The following is a 16011-nucleotide window of genomic DNA, read 5'->3' as shown; positions in this document are numbered from 1 at the left end:
AGTATTAATTTACGGGTCTCTTATTAAGGGAATTTAAAGCTGAAATAACAGCTTAAATATAATATACGAGGAGAAATGGCTATGAAATCAAAAAAATTCACACTGCTATTACTATCCCTACTACTCTTCTTACCTCTTTTTCTCACAAACTTTATTACTCCCAATGTCGCATTAGCAGATTCACAAAAGCAAGGTCAAAAAATTGTTGGGTATTTTCCTTCATGGGGCATTTACGGACGTAATTATCAAGTTGCAGATATTGATGCATCAAAGCTAACTCATTTAAACTATGCTTTCGCTGATGTTTGCTGGAATGGAAAACATGGAAACCCTTCTACTCACCCCGATAATCCAAATAAACAAACGTGGAACTGTAAAGAATCTGGTGTACCACTGCAAAATAAAGAAGTCCCTAATGGTACTCTCGTACTCGGTGAACCATGGGCCGATGTCACAAAATCTTATCCTGGCTCAGGTACAACTTGGGAAGATTGTGATAAATATGCCCGCTGCGGAAATTTCGGCGAACTAAAACGATTAAAAGCTAAGTATCCTCACTTAAAAACAATTATTTCCGTTGGTGGCTGGACTTGGTCTAACCGCTTTTCTGACATGGCCGCTGATGAAAAAACAAGAAAAGTATTCGCTGAATCTACAGTCGATTTCCTACGCGAATATGGATTTGACGGCGTTGATTTAGATTGGGAATATCCGGGCGTAGAAACGATTCCTGGTGGTAGTTATCGTCCTGAAGATAAGCAAAACTTCACCCTACTCCTTCAAGAAGTTCGAAATGCATTAACGAAAGCTGGTGCAGAAGATGGTAAACAATATTTACTAACAATTGCATCAGGTGCAAGCCAACGTTACGCTGATCATACAGAGCTAAAGAAAATCTCTCAAATACTGGATTGGATTAATATTATGACATATGATTTCCACGGTGGATGGGAAGCTACTTCTAACCATAATGCAGCTCTATACAAAGATCCAAATGACCCAGCAGCGGATACGAATTTTTACGTAGATGGTGCGATAAACATTTATACAAATGAAGGGGTTCCAGCAGATAAACTCGTATTAGGTGTACCATTTTACGGACGCGGGTGGAAAAGTTGTGGAAAAGAAAATAACGGACAATACCAACCTTGTAAACCAGGTAGTGATGGAAAGCTCGCTTCTAAAGGTACTTGGGATGACTATTCTACCGGTGATACAGGTGTGTACGATTATGGTGATTTAGCAGCTAATTATGTTAATAAAAATGGCTTTGTTCGCGGATGGAACGATGTGGCGAAAGTACCTTATTTATATAATGCAACTACAGGTACATTTATTAGCTATGATGACAACGAATCTATGAAATATAAAACAGGCTATATAAAGACAAAAGGTTTAAGTGGTGCAATGTTTTGGGAGCTTAGTGGTGACTGTCGCACAAGTCCAAAATATAGTTGTAGTGGACCAAAATTACTTGATACGTTAGTAAAAGAATTACTAGGTGGACCTATTACTCAAAAAGATATTGAGCCACCAACAAACGTAAAAAATATTGCTGTAACAAATAAAAATTCAAACTCAGTTCAATTAAACTGGACGGCATCTACTGATAACGTAGGAGTTACGGAATATGAAATTACTGCTGGAGAAGAGAAGTGGAGTACAACAACAAATAGCATTACAATTAAAAACTTAAAATCTAATACAGAATACAAATTTTCAATACTAGCAAAAGATGCTGCTGGGAATAAATCACAGCCTACTTCTATTATTGTAAAAACAGATGATGCTAACACAACACCTCCTGGTGGAAATAGCAATGCTACCTTTTCAGTCACTTCAAATTGGGGAAGTGGTTACAACTTCTCGATTGTAATTAAAAATAGTGGAACGACCTCTATTAAAAACTGGAAATTAGAATTTGATTATAACGGCAATTTAACGCAAGTTTAGGATTCTAAAATTAGTAGTAAAATAAATAGTCATTACGTAATTACGAATGCAGGATGGAATGGTGAAATTCCTCCCGGTGGATCGGTTACAATCGGAGGGGCAGGAACAGGTAATCCCGCCGAACTTGTAAATGCATCCATTAGCGAAAACTAAAGGTAACATCCCTTAATTATTTCACTAAAGTTTGAATTTAGGTTTAAGCACTCTTTCCTAAATTCAAACTTTTAATTTCATGAAAAATCACAAATTAAATTACAATAACTTATTATAATTATATTTAGTTTCTAATATGAAGTTCATGTGAAGTTCATCTGAATTTTACATGAATTTCCTTTCAGTGCTATTGTCTTCCTATAGTAATCACATTATCCTTTACATATAGGAATTATTTTTATTCCATTTCAAACTATCTATATATATAAAAGAAGATAGTCGCCTATTAGGGAAAGGCATCTAGTATTATTATAAATATAGACATAACAAAAGAAAAAGCACGCTTATAAGCGCACCATAAGAGTGCTTCTTCATACAATTCTCATGTAAGAGTTCTCGAAAATCATGTTAATCACAAAGAAAAGGCATTAGCTTATACAAGCTAATGCCTTTTCTTTGTAATTATTGTTCAGCGTTCCATTCTTCTATATTCCATACTTTTGTGATCCATGCTTCATAGAAAGACGGCTCATGTGAGACAAGTAAAACTGTTCCTGTATATTGTTGTAACGCTTCCTGCAAAGACTTCTTTGTTTCTATATCCAAATGATTAGTTGGTTCATCTAAAATTAAAACATTACTTTTCTTTACGATAAGTTCACATAAACGTACTTTCGTTTGTTCTCCTCCGCTTAATAAACGAATAGGTTTTAATACATGTTCTTCTTGCAATCCACACTTCGCTAACGCTTGGCGCACTTCTTTTTTTGTCATATCTGGTCGTTCTGCCCAAATTTTCTCTAATGGTGTTATTTCTGAAGCAAACTCTTCTTGTGCAAAATAGGCAGGATTTACTCGCTCGCCAACAGAAATTGAACCACTTAGCGGCTTTATTTGGCCTAATAACGTTTTTAACATCGTCGTTTTTCCAATTCCATTATGACCAACAATCGCTATCTTTTCTCCCTTTTTCACTTGTAAATTCAACTCTGGACATAACGGATCACTATAACCTATCCTTAGTTTCTCAGCTTGTAATATACGAGTTACTGGCTCCTCATAAACAGTAAAATCAAAACGGGATCGAGTTACATGATTAACCTTTTCAATCCTTTGCATTTTCTCTAATACTTTCTCTCGACTCTTAGCCTGTTTCGCTTTTCGAATTTTATTTTTTTGAATAAATATTTCTAACTGAGAGATTTCTTTTTGTTGTTTCGCATACGCCGATTGTAATTGTTTCTTTTGCACTTGGTAACTTTGCACAAACTTTTCATAGTTTCCTACGTATCGCTTCACTTTTCCTCCTTCTAGATGAAAAATAACATTTGTAATACTGTTCAAAAATAATTCGTCATGCGAAATGATTACATAAGCTTTTTCATATAGTCTCAAATATGATTGCAACCATTCTATATGAGCTGTATCTAAATAATTTGTTGGCTCATCTAGTAATAAAACATCAGCTTTTTCTAAAAGGAGCTTACCAAGTAATAACTTTGTTCGCTGTCCCCCACTTAACTTCGATACATCCTTTTTCAAACCTATTTCAAATAAACCTAAACCGATTGCTACTTCTTCAACTTCTGTATGAATGTGATAGAAATTAGAGCTTTCCAATATAGTTTGTAATTCTCCATACTTTACTAACAGTTTTTCTACTTCTCCTGCTCCATTCATTTCTTCAGCAATTTTTAACATTTCGTATTCAATCGCATACAAATCAGCAAATGCACTTTGCAAGTATCCCTCAATTGTCATCCCTTCTTTTAAATCCATATGCTGCTGCAAGAAACCTACCTTCACATGTGGAAACCATTCAATGTTCCCATCATCATGTATAAGTTCTCCTGTTAAAATCCTTAGCAATGTTGATTTTCCAATTCCATTTTGCCCTACTACCCCAACATGCTCACCCTTCAATATTCGAAAACATGCATTATATAAAATGGTTTTCTCACCATACGAATGACTTAAATTTTCTACCGTTAATATACTCATTATTTTCTCTCCTTTACTTATGATTCATAAGCTAAATAGAGAGAGCAACAGTATAAAGCCTTATTTAATTGTGCATATAAAAAATGGGTAAGGTGAATACACCTTACCCATTACATATTATCGTAAGAAAGGATTAAGGTTCTTTACCTGCTGTCTTCAATTTAGCTTAATCGATAAAAATGGGCAGACTTCTCCCATATCAAGCTAAAACCATTTGAAGAACAGTTGATAAAGTCATTTTATCCTTTCACTCCTTTAACATTTGTTATATTAAGAGTATAAACTACTCTGTTATATTCTATTCTCTACTTTTCTTTTTGTTCCTTCCCCATGTTATCGTTTTCTACATAAATTTCTTTATACATCTTTTCTAATGCATATGGACTTGTAAAGATGAGCGTTAACGATTTCCACATATAAATTCTTCTCTGTAATTCTATTCCGTATCCTTTACTCACCATACTTTTCACTTCTGAAATATGGTCTTCAGCTTGAAATTGTTGTACAGACTTCAATTCACCCGTTTTAAAATCTGTTAAAAGACCTATCACAACTCGTCCGTGTTCCTGTGATCTTTCTTCTAAATCAAACTGAATTGAATGAACAAAACCTAAAACGTGAAAAATTTGAGCATGTAAACCGACAACAGCACGCTGTTCCATTAAGGTGTAACACTCTCGTTTTAACACCTCTACCATTTCCAAGGAATTTCTATTAACTTTCATTTTGCCGACAAACATAATTTTTACAATATGAGCGACTGCCCCCATACTTTTTAATACACTCTCTAGAATTTCTACCGCGTCTTCTACATAACCATTTGAAATTATGGAATGAATAAATTCATCTAATACCGCTTGAAACTTTTTAATTAAATGTAAATCACGTAACTCCGGAACATCTTTTTTCAATTGATCTCGATCTTGAACCCACTTTAAAATTTCTGTCATTTCTTCTTCTTTTAATTCATGATGTTCCATACCATACTTCATTAATAAAATATGATTTTTTAATAAAGCTTTTCTTTCTTCAAGATTATCTGCCGTTAATTCATCTACTATTTTCTCTATAGTTTTCATCTTTCTCCCCCTATATAAAAAAGCCTCTTAACAGTAATCATACCAAAAACTGTTAAAAGGCTTTTTCTATTTTTTCATATAAGGAGCTAATACTCTCAAAATTTCTTCCTTATCTTTCTTTAACTCAAGTGATGTTAACATATCCATCGTTCTCGGCCTAGGTAATTTCACTTGTACCTCACCAACTATTGATGCTGGTCTTTGAGATAAAATAAATACGCGATCCGAAAGCAAGATTGCCTCATCTAAGTCGTGTGTAACCATAACGATTGTTTGCTTCTCTTGGTGCCAAGAGTTTAAAAGCCAGCTATGTACTTCCATTTTTGTAAAAGCATCTAATTTACCAAAAGGCTCATCAAGTAGCATAATTGGCTTTTCACATAAATATGTGCGCAGAAAACTAATTCTTTGACGCATCCCTCCAGACAATTCATCTGGATAATGGTCTGCATATTCATCTAGTTCAAACTGCTTTAATGCTTCCATTCCTTCTGTCAGCCTTTGTTTTTTCGGCTTCCCTTCAATTTCTAACGGAAGAACGATATTTTGTAAAGCTGATCGCCACGGTAGTAATAAATCCTGTTGCGGCATATAACTTACAATATCTTGCTCTTGTATTTGTTTATCGTTATACGTTACACTTCCACTTGTTGGATTTTCAACATTTGCGATCATATTTAATAGTGTACTTTTCCCGCAACCACTCGGTCCTACAAAAGACACAAATTCTCCCTCTCGTATAGAAGCACTAATATTTGCTAATACATTCTTGCCATCGAAAGATTTCACAATATCTTTTATTTGTAATCCACTCATTTTTCACTTGGAAGGAACTCATTTGTAAAGGCATCTTTCACATCAATTTTCTTCTTAATAACTTTGTTATCATATAAGAAATTCATGTAATTCGTCCAAACTTCTTCCTTCTGTACTCCCCACGCTTTTGCATCATCTTGATACTTCGTACTTAGCCATTTTTGACTTTCTTGTACTAAATCTTTATTTACATCTGGAACAGCTTTAATTAAAATATCGGCAGCTTCTTTCGGTTCTTTAATTGCAAAATTATAACCCTCTGTCGTTGCACTCATAAACTTTTTCACAAAGTCTTTATCTTGCTTCGTATGTTTTTCACTCGTAATCATAACAGGACTATAGAAATCAAGTGCTGGATCTAAGTCTTTCACCATAATCGTATTTAACTCTTTTCCTTGGCGCTTCGCTTCAATTCCATCCCATCCGTAATAAATCCATTCAAAGTCTGCATCACGACCAATTGATTTAAAGAAATCTGTTTGTCCTAAAATGATTTTTTCAACTTTATTAAAATCGGCTTGGTGCTTATCCATAATTGTCTTTAATGTCGCTTCTTCCGCTGGTCCTCCCCAGCCACCGTAACGTTTCCCTTCAAAATCTTTCGGTGACGTCATATTATCTTTCTTAAGCGATGCAAAAGCTGAAGTGTTATGCTGAATAATCGCACCTACAGATACAACAGGAATACCTTCCACACGAGCCAACGTTACATTTTCTTGTGCGCTTATTGCGAAGTCAGCTTTTCCCGAAGCTATCATTTGCTCCGCCGTCACATTATCACCAGGCTGAATGATTTCTACATCTAAGCCTTGTTTTTTATAATAATCTTTCGCTTGTGCTACATATAAGCCAGTATGATTCGTATTCGGAAACCAATCTAATACGACTTTTACTTTTTGATCTTTACTTGCACTTTCTTCTTTCTTCGCCGGATTACATCCAGCTACACCTACTGCTAATAAGGCAGCCAACATAACTTTTAAACCTTTTTTCATTTTCTGCCGTCCTTTCTATATATCCATGGTGCTGTTATTCTTGCCATAAACTCCACGATAAAATACAGACATAATGTCACCATTACAATAATTGCTGCAACACCAAATACTCGGGCTGTTAAAAAGGATTTCGTAGCCCTTGTAAGCATAACTCCTAATCCTTCACTGGCACCGAGCCATTCTCCAATAATCGCTCCCATTACGCTATATGTAACTGCAATTTTTAAACCGGAGAAAAAGTATGGAAGCACTGCTGGAAACTTTACTTTCTGGTAAACTTGCCATTTCGTTGCCTTCATCGTTTGCAACAACTTCAACATATTTTTATCTACCGTTTGAAAACCTTCTAAAATGCTAAGCGCAATCGGGAAGAAACAAACGAGTATGACTACCATTACTTTCGGTAGCATTCCATATCCAAACCAAATAATAAATAACGGTGCAAGTACAACGATTGGAATCGTTTGCGAAATAACAAGCAACGGATTTATTAAAATACGAAATAAAGGGATAACGTCCATAAGAATTGCAATGCTTGTCCCAATTAAAATCGCAAAGAACAGTCCAATTATAACCTCTTGCAGCGTCTGCATCATATTCGGTAATAGTAAATCTTTCATTCCAATTAATTCTTGAACAATGGCAGAAGGCTTCGGTAAAATCCACGGTTCAATTTTAAATACTGAAACAGATCCTTCCCATATCGCAATGAGAAGGATAAGCCAAATTACTGTAATTATTTTAGATTGCTTCTGGTTTTGCATATTCATCACGGTACTTCCAAACTTTTTCATCTATCGTTACACCAGTGCTTGGACGATAATGGATTTTAATAGAAGTAATCACTTCTTCTGCTCCAGCGTCCACACAAGCTTGTTGTGCACGTTTAATGATATCAAGAAGTACATCTAATTCTCCTTCCAGCGTCGTTTCCATTACTCCTACTTCATAACGAACTCCCGATTGTTGTACAACCTCAATCGCTTTATCAACAACAGAATACACATCTTTGTTCTTTGCTTGTGGTACTACTGAAAACGAAATTGTAACTTGTTGTGACATAATAAAATCCCCCTTATGAAATTAAATTTTAAAACAAGAAAAGGCTTTCCTACTGCGTAGGAAAGCCTTTTATGCAAGTTATTATAGAATAACATATGCTACATCACTTTAAGTAACTCCCTACGCTGGCATTATCCAGATCAGGTTGAGGGTCGATGTTTGCTCACATCCTCTCAGCCAATTGGCTCCCCGGTCCTTAATTCGTTTTCATTGTAGCATGATTTATTTTATTGAACAAACAAAAGCATGTATAATCATTTCATTTAACTTTTGAATTCCCCAATTAACTCTTGTAACTCCTGTGAGAGCCAGCTTAAAGAACTGGCTAATTCAGCAATATCCTGTACAGACATTTCCTGTTCTTTCATGATTTCTTCAACATTACTACTACTATTCGCATACTTATTTGCAATAAGTGATAGTTCATTTACAACACGAACAATATTTTGGCTATTTTGCAATATATTATTTGAATTGCTAGAAACAACTCCAACTTGATTAGTAACAGTTTGTGCTGATTTCGAAATTTTTTCAAAGAAAGCACCACTACTTTCAACAAGTTTCATTCCAGACTCTACTTCTTTTGAGGTTTTTTGCATTGAAACAACAGCTTCTTCCGTTCCTGCTTGTGTTTCCCCTATTAATTTTGCTATATCTTTTGCTGATGCTTCCGTCTGCTCTGCTAATTTACGCACTTCATCAGCAACAACGGCAAATCCCTCTCCTGTTTCCTCAGCACGTGAAGCTTCAATAGTAGCATGTAAAGCTAGCGAATTCGCTTGATTTGAAATACTTGTAATTACAGTTACAATATCACTAATTTCTTTTGATCTTACTTCCAAAGAATAAATGATAGAAGATAAATCTTGTACTGCATTTTGTATTATGTTCATTTGATTCATCGTCTGTTCAATAATACCATTTCCTTTTTCTGAATGATGCTTCGTACCTTCAGACTCTTTCGTCATTTGTTTTGCAATATTAGTTATCTCTTCCATCCTATCTTCCATTTCATATACAATATCTAAATACTTTGGTACTGACGTTTCTTGCAATTGAACGCCAGCCCTTAACTCAACTATAGAACTTACGATTCCTTGGACTGCCATGCTATTTTCTTTCGTACTCACTGACAATTCTTGTGAAGATGAGGAAACCTGTTCTGCTGTCTGCTTCACTTTATCTATAATTCCTTTAAACTTCTCGATGGTATTATTAAAATACGCATTAATAATACCAATATCATCTGGTCTTTCCTCTAATTTAATACTTAAATCACCTTCACCAACTCTGCGTAATCCTTCACGTAAATCCCGCAATGGAGCAAGTGCGTTACGTACGATTAAGAATTGAATAACAGTTGCAATTAAAACAGAAATACAAATAAACATTAAACCTTGTATAATGAATTTTTCCTTTGTAATAGGAACAATAGAAGCATCTACATCGGCTGCAACAATTGCCACAATATTTCCGTCTCCATCTTTAATTGGCTCTAATATCGTTACCCATGATCCTAATAGCTCTTCATATACTACTGTCATGTTTGCTTTTTTCGTGCTCATTACCTTATCGTATGCTTTCATCCAAAGATCTGGTTGTTTATAATATTCTCCCGGCCTTACTTCAACAACATTTGCTAACTCTGTAGACAAATCGACGATTAATAACTCACCTTTTTCATTTTCTTTTGCTCCAACAATATAGATTTGTCCAACGCTATTCAATTCTTCCGTTGCTTCATCTAATTTCTCTGTTAACTTCTCTCTCTTTTCTCTTTGTGCCACTGGATCCTTTGTAACATCTCTCACTATTTCTTCGTCTAATTTATGTAATACCGTATCTCCTGTTTCAAAAGAATGCCTTTCAAATATAGACATCATGCTATTTTGAAACATGTTAAAACTTAACGCTCCCATAGTACCAACAAGCGTCAAAATAACTAACACAGTTAACAATACATTCTTTTGAAGAAATGATAGCTTGTGCCAATATTTTTTCATTCACATCACCTTTCTTAATTAACTTAATATAAAGGAAAACTATTAAAATAGAAACCTTATCAACAACTGATAAGGTTTCTCATTTGTTTGCAAATAAAAAAAGACCAATGAAAAAGCATTGGTCAAGACCAACCCTATCCGTCCGGTAACTGGCTAGCGTAGCCTTTCGGCCTTAGCTCCTGTAGTTTTGCGTCCTAATGTTTCCACCAGTTTGCCTTTCTCGCTGAACGAGTTGAACGATATGGGAGTTCTATGAGAATTACATTATTCTCTATCAAAGATTACAACATAAAAATTAAAATGTCTACCTATTTAGAGATACAAATGCAAAGTTTTAATGTATTATTTTTTCGAAATAATTTAACAAAGTACGTGAATGTTACATTTCTTGTGTTATATAATAAAAAATGTATATAACACAAGGATTGTTTTGAGTATTTATTTTAATTTTCATTTAAATTAAATTATTCGAATATATCTTAACTAATGAATTTCGGAGGTAGTTTATCATGTTTTGGCTACAATTTCTTACGTTACTACTCTGCATCTTTATTGGCGCACGCCTAGGCGGAGTTGGTCTAGGGGTAATGGGTGGCGTTGGTATGGCAATACTTGTTTTCGTCTTCCACTTACAACCTACAGCTCCTCCTATTGATGTAATGCTTATGATTTTAGCAGTAATTACAGCTGCTGGTGCACTCCAAGCCGCTGGAGGAATGGAATACCTTGTTCATCTGGCTGAGAAAGCATTACGAAAAAATCCAAAACGCATTACATTCTTTGCTCCAATTGTTACTTATTTATTCACACTTTGTGCGGGAACTGGTCACGTTGCTTATTCTGTACTTCCTGTTATCGCAGAAGTCTCTCGCGAATCTGGAATTAGACCAGAACGACCAATGTCAATTGCCGTAATTGCTTCCCAACAAGCAATTACAGCTAGTCCTATATCAGCTGCAACAGTTGCACTTTTAGCAATGTTAGCTGACTATAAAATCACTTTATTAGATATTTTAAAAGTAAGTATCCCTTCTACTTTTATCGCTTGTATGGTAGCTGCATTTGTTGCTAGCAAAATGGGGAAAGAATTAAATGAAGACCCTGAATACTTAAAACGATTAAAAGAAGGAATGATTCCTAAGATTGAAGAGAAAAAAGAATTTGTTGGTGTAAAAGGCGCTAAATTATCAGTTATCCTTTTCTTAGTAGGAACTTTTCTTGTCGTACTTCTTGGTTCATTTGAAGTACTTCGTCCAGGATGGATAGTTGATGGGAAGTTAGCCCGTCTTTCCATGCCAAACACAATTGAAATGGTTATGTTAACGATTGCAGCTCTTATTATTATTTTCTGTAAACCAAATGTAGAAAGCATCGTGTCTGGTAACGTCTTTAAAGCGGGGGCAACAGCAGTTGTTGCTATTTTCGGTATCGCTTGGATGGGAGATACTTTCTTTAACGGAAACTTAAATATGATTCAAGGATCAATTCAGCATCTAGTAACAAGTGCGCCATGGCTATTTGCCATCGCATTATTCATTCTATCTATTTTACTATATAGCCAAGCCGCAACAGTACGTGCTTTAATGCCACTTGGATTATCACTCGGTATTCCACCAGCACTACTAATCGCGATGTTCCCTGCAGTAAATGGATATTTCTTCATTCCAAACTACGGAACAATCGTTGCTGCCATTAACTTTGATCGTACTGGCACAACTGGCATTGGTAAATATGTTTTAAATCATAGCTTTATGATTCCAGGACTAATCGCAACATTCACTTCTATCGGAATTGGAATGCTCTTAATATCAATTATGTTTTAAAGAAAAAGCACAAACCTACAAATTTACAGGGTTTGTGCTTTTTTAATCAAACGTTTGTTTAAATATTTTTAGCTGTCCATTCTTCCATTATGTTCTTTAATATTTGTGTAAAATCCGCTGGGAAAAGATGCCCCAAACCTTCTCTCACAATTAATTTACAGTCCACATTATATTCCTCAAACATAGACATTAATTGAAGTGTGTTTTCATAAAATGGATCTTTGTCTCCCGTAACAATATATCCTTCTACATTCGTTATATCATTTGATACAACTATACTTTCAATTTCCTTAACATCTCGAATAGCAGGTATAACTGCAATAAATTTTTGAGTCGCTGACATATTCTTTAACGCTAACTCTATCGCTATATTTCCCCCTTGAGAAGCTCCCGCGATGATGATGTCCTCCAAGTTATATTTATTTACAAAATCATTAAAAGTTTTCATAACGTCTTTTATAGCTATTTCATGATTATCCCAGCTATACGACTTCATTCCATGTATTTGTGAGGATTGGGAAAAACCTAATATATACTCATGTAGTATTTCTTCTTCACACCAATATGGTGCAAAATCATCTATATGTGATCCTCTCCAATGTAAAGAAAATAGTCCAGCCTTCGCTTTTTCATTTCCATAAGTAAATAACTTCGGGTTAGCTGTTAGCTGCTGTTTCTTAAAGATTTCTTCACACTTTTTCACTATCATTTTAAAAGCTGTCTTCTCTCGTAATCCCTTTAAATCTTCATCCTGCATAAGTGTATGTGGATTCCACCAAATCCCCTTTTCTAAAGCTTCGTTTAAACTAACAATTGCTTCCTCATACTTACCTTCTGCCGAAAATGCACACGCTTCCCAAAAACTAGTTTTTTCTATTCTTTCAGGAAACTCCCTTTTTGCTTTATCTATGCATCTATAAATCGCTTCGAATTCCCTTTTTTCGAATAAACGAAACAACTCATTTTGCAACTCTACAAACTGTTTCCTTTTCAAACAATCCTCCCCCTTTTTCTAACTACCGATATCAAAAAATAAAAAGCTATGTAGCGTTTTAATACTACATAGCCTTCTTCTACAAACTCTTACTTACTTCCTCTACTAGCCTCTTCGTACTTTCATACGCAGATTCAGCTAAACTAATCGCTGAAATAACTGAAACACCATCCGCACCTGCTTCTATAACCGAAGCGGTATTTTCAATTGAAATGCCCCCAATTCCGACAATCGGTATTGTAATTCCTTGTTCTCTAAAATGAGCTAAACCTTTCGTTCCTTGCACTGCTTTCGTATCTTTTTTCGTACTCGTTGGAAAAATAGGTCCTACACCTAAATAGTCAGCCCCATTTTCAATTGCCCAGCGTGCTTCTTCAATTGTATGTGTAGATACACCAACAATCTTATCACCCATTTTTTCACGAACAGAGGTAATTCCTTCATCATCTTGCCCAACATGCACGCCATCTGCATCTAACTCGAGAGCTAGTTCCACATCATCATTTACAATGAACGGTACACCGTACTCCTTACAAATTGCTTGTAGTTCTTTTGCAAAACAAATGCGTTTCTCTTCCGTTAAAGCGCCTTCCCCCTTTTCACGAAATTGAAAAATTGTTATACCACCTTCAAGTGCCTCTCTCAATACTTGCAGTGGATCCTTCGTACAATTGTTACTTCCCATAATAAAATATACGGATAACAACCTAGACATTTCTGACTTTGAAATACGTGACATTTATTTTCCCTCCTTACTATATAACCTCAATTTCCCCATACTTCTCTATATCACCTGAAGTCGTATTCGCTAACTGATTCAAAAATTCAATTTGAAAACTACCAGGTCCTTTTTCCACTGTCTTAGCGGCTGCCAGTTCTGCCGCTACCCCATAAAACGTTAATGCCGCTACCGCTGCCTTTACATAATCCTTTTCTACCGCTACAAATGCTCCTATTACAGAAGTTAGTAAACAACCAGTTCCCGTAACTTTCGTTAAAATAGGATGGCCATTTCGAATAACAATCGTTCGCTGCCCATCTGTAACAACATCTTCTTTCCCAGTAATTACCGCAACTGTATTCAATTCATCCGCTGCCTGCTTTGCAATACTTACGACATTACCATTTCCAGCACCAGCGTCTACCCCTTTAATTTCCCATCTCTCATTAATAACGTTCGCTATTTCAGCTGCATTTCCGCGAATAATCGCTAATTCAATTTCAGCCGGAATATGTCTCGCAACTTCTGTTCGATACGATGTTGCTCCTGCACCAACTGGATCAAACAGTACTGGTACATTGTTCACATTTGCTGATTTACCGGCAAGTAACATTGCTTCTACTTCTTCCGGACGAAGTGTTCCCATATTTAATACTAACGCTCCAGCAATGCTAGCCATTTCTGCCACTTCTTCTTTTGCATACGCCATTACAGGCGATGCCCCTAACGCTAACAAACCGTTAGCTGTAAAATTTGTTACAACAACATTTGTAATATTATGAACGAGCGGATTAGATTCTCTCACCAAATCCACTACTTTACTAATTTCTTTCCTATTCATCCTTCTCATCTCCTAACTATAGTTATGGGAGATACACAAAAAGGCACTTTGCGCGTACGCAAAGTGCCTGAACATGTGCTTTTACACTCTCCCTACGCTGGCATTATCCAACAGGTTCAAATGGTCAATGACGGACTAGTCATACTCTCAGTTTGTATCCACAACTCCCATGTGTTTAGTATTCTTCTACTTCAAAGTCTACTCTTATTCTAGTAAAATAACAAGTTCTTTACTTTTCTATTTAATATAGAAGCAACTAATAAAACAATACGCATAATAACTATCTATTTCTCACAGTCTCATCATGGTGCATATTATGTTCTGTCACGATCATTCACTTTCAAACAGATGTTATCCCATTAAAAAACGTTCAAATCTGGAGCGAAACTGAATCTCAAGAAGATGTATGCTATAGTTAACGTATGGAAATTTGAAAGGATGTTTTAAATATGTCAAAAAGCGTTGTAATCGCTGAAAAGCCTTCCGTTGCACGAGATATTGCACGTGTACTGAAGTGCGATAAAAAGGGAAACGGCTACCTTGAAGGTAGTAAATATATTGTAACTTGGGCTTTAGGTCATCTCGTTACATTAGCAGATCCAGAAAGCTACGATGTGAAATATAAAAAGTGGAATTTAGAAGATTTACCGATGCTACCTGAGCGTTTGAAATTAACAGTTATTAAACAAACAGGGAAACAATTTAATGCTGTAAAAAGTCAGCTACTTAGAAAAGATGTAAATGAAATTATTGTAGCGACAGACGCTGGGTTATCTCTATAAAATATGCCTGTACAAAAATCCTAGAACATACCTAATCCTTTGTTTAATAAAGGCTATTTACTTTTTTATAATTGTACATAGTACTAAGAAAAAGGAAGATAATATAAAGCACTTTATATTCTAATTTAATCCAAGTGATATAGCTAATTTGATTCAATATATAATTAAAGAAATATTAATTCGTATATACTTTAAAACTATTTAAATGAATTTATCTATTCTACAAGCAAGTGATCCCGTCAAAATCCTTTGCCGATACGTTTAATTATTAGAGTTTGCTTCATTTTTACGACCGCCAAAAGATAATATACTCCTTGGTGTGTTACACATAGGATCAATGCAAGGATTACTACTTTTGAGGCCACTCTTCATTTTAGCATTTGAAATAAGTTATATGAGACAATTTAGACTTAGGGAAATCAACGATAAAGTGCAATTAATTAAGATAAGCCTCTCCACAAATTTGGGGTATTCTGTATTTTTTTGTAATTTCTGATTTGTAAAAAATTTATTAAAATAAAGCAATAACAGCCTTATGGCTTTTTTTATACGCATTTAAAATAACTTTTCTTTTAATGATATTACCACCTTCCTGATTCGATACCATCAATATTTACAAAAAACAACATACGAAGCTAGTAAAATAAAAAAGCCACCAAAGGGTGGCTGAGTAATTAAATTATATAACTTTTGTCGACTAATGACGGAGATAATGTCAACAACGATTCAAATTTCCCCAATTTCAACGAAATGAAATTCCCCATTATGAACGGCTAAATCGTTGTTTG

The 16011-nt window shown here is 35.2% G+C and carries 11 protein-coding genes, 2 pseudogenes and 3 riboswitches; of the genes and pseudogenes, 3 read left to right on the top strand and 10 right to left on the bottom strand.

What is annotated here, in order from left to right:
- Positions 1 to 81: 81 nt before the first annotated feature.
- A pseudogene (locus tag PDQ33_RS25165) lies at positions 82 to 2106 on the top strand (glycosyl hydrolase family 18 protein).
- Between the two features lie 462 nt (positions 2107 to 2568).
- Here PDQ33_RS25165 and PDQ33_RS25160 read toward each other — a convergent pair.
- The 7 genes from PDQ33_RS25160 to PDQ33_RS25130 form a co-directional block, all read right to left on the bottom strand.
- Positions 2569 to 4107, bottom strand: a complete 1539-nt coding sequence (locus tag PDQ33_RS25160; protein WP_134198158.1) for an ABC-F family ATP-binding cassette domain-containing protein — start codon at positions 4105 to 4107, stop codon at positions 2569 to 2571.
- Positions 4108 to 4412: 305 nt separating this feature from the next.
- Positions 4413 to 5186, bottom strand: a complete 774-nt coding sequence (locus tag PDQ33_RS25155) for a hypothetical protein (RefSeq protein WP_270756802.1) — start codon at positions 5184 to 5186, stop codon at positions 4413 to 4415.
- Between the two features lie 66 nt (positions 5187 to 5252).
- The gene (locus PDQ33_RS25150) at positions 5253 to 6002 is read right to left on the bottom strand and encodes an ABC transporter ATP-binding protein (protein ID WP_048557291.1); all 750 of its coding nucleotides are present in this window, start codon (positions 6000 to 6002) and stop codon (positions 5253 to 5255) included.
- The gene (locus tag PDQ33_RS25145; RefSeq protein WP_000715551.1) at positions 5999 to 6997 is read right to left on the bottom strand and encodes an ABC transporter substrate-binding protein; all 999 of its coding nucleotides are present in this window, start codon (positions 6995 to 6997) and stop codon (positions 5999 to 6001) included. The genes PDQ33_RS25150 and PDQ33_RS25145 overlap by 4 nt, the downstream gene beginning before the upstream one ends.
- Positions 6994 to 7767, bottom strand: a complete 774-nt coding sequence (locus PDQ33_RS25140; RefSeq protein ID WP_270756800.1) for an ABC transporter permease — start codon at positions 7765 to 7767, stop codon at positions 6994 to 6996. The genes PDQ33_RS25145 and PDQ33_RS25140 overlap by 4 nt, the downstream gene beginning before the upstream one ends.
- Entirely contained in the window at positions 7739 to 8059 is a 321-nt protein-coding gene (locus PDQ33_RS25135) for a thiamine-binding protein (RefSeq protein WP_270394606.1), read from the bottom strand. The genes PDQ33_RS25140 and PDQ33_RS25135 overlap by 29 nt, the downstream gene beginning before the upstream one ends.
- A 100-nt stretch (positions 8060 to 8159) precedes the next feature.
- Positions 8160 to 8261: riboswitch (TPP riboswitch) on the bottom strand.
- A gap of 61 nt (positions 8262 to 8322) precedes the next feature.
- Positions 8323 to 10062 (bottom strand): methyl-accepting chemotaxis protein, encoded by a 1740-nt coding sequence (locus PDQ33_RS25130; RefSeq protein WP_270756799.1) that lies wholly within the window; start codon positions 10060 to 10062, stop codon positions 8323 to 8325.
- 141 nt (positions 10063 to 10203) lie between these two features.
- Positions 10204 to 10288: riboswitch (cyclic di-GMP riboswitch) on the bottom strand.
- Between the two features lie 283 nt (positions 10289 to 10571).
- On the opposite strand from PDQ33_RS25130, the gene PDQ33_RS25125 reads away from it, so the two are divergent.
- Positions 10572 to 11885, top strand: a complete 1314-nt coding sequence (locus tag PDQ33_RS25125) for an anaerobic C4-dicarboxylate transporter family protein (RefSeq protein WP_000498726.1) — start codon at positions 10572 to 10574, stop codon at positions 11883 to 11885.
- 58 nt (positions 11886 to 11943) lie between these two features.
- Here the strand turns inward: PDQ33_RS25125 and PDQ33_RS25120 are convergent, their stop codons facing one another.
- From PDQ33_RS25120 to thiM, 3 genes are all read right to left on the bottom strand, one after another.
- The gene (locus tag PDQ33_RS25120) at positions 11944 to 12879 is read right to left on the bottom strand and encodes a DUF3089 domain-containing protein (RefSeq protein WP_000823936.1); all 936 of its coding nucleotides are present in this window, start codon (positions 12877 to 12879) and stop codon (positions 11944 to 11946) included.
- 79 nt (positions 12880 to 12958) lie between these two features.
- On the bottom strand, positions 12959 to 13618 hold the full coding sequence (gene thiE / locus PDQ33_RS25115; RefSeq protein ID WP_000086995.1) for a thiamine phosphate synthase: 660 nt from the start codon (positions 13616 to 13618) through the stop codon (positions 12959 to 12961).
- A 16-nt stretch (positions 13619 to 13634) separates the two neighbouring features.
- Complete coding sequence (gene thiM, locus PDQ33_RS25110; protein ID WP_001080178.1) at positions 13635 to 14441, bottom strand: hydroxyethylthiazole kinase; 807 nt, start codon at positions 14439 to 14441, stop codon at positions 13635 to 13637.
- A 72-nt stretch (positions 14442 to 14513) separates the two neighbouring features.
- Positions 14514 to 14622: riboswitch (TPP riboswitch) on the bottom strand.
- Positions 14623 to 14890: 268 nt separating this feature from the next.
- On the opposite strand from thiM, the pseudogene PDQ33_RS25105 reads away from it, so the two are divergent.
- Positions 14891 to 15211 (top strand): annotated as a pseudogene (locus tag PDQ33_RS25105) (toprim domain-containing protein); the annotation flags it as partial.
- Positions 15212 to 16011 lie beyond the last annotated feature (800 nt).

This window comes from Bacillus cereus group sp. Bc031 (assembly GCF_027716265.1).
GTDB classification, from domain to species: domain Bacteria; phylum Bacillota; class Bacilli; order Bacillales; family Bacillaceae_G; genus Bacillus_A; species Bacillus_A paranthracis.
The sequence above is the reverse complement of the archived record's forward strand: the minus strand, read 5'-3'. Positions and strand labels throughout refer to the sequence as shown.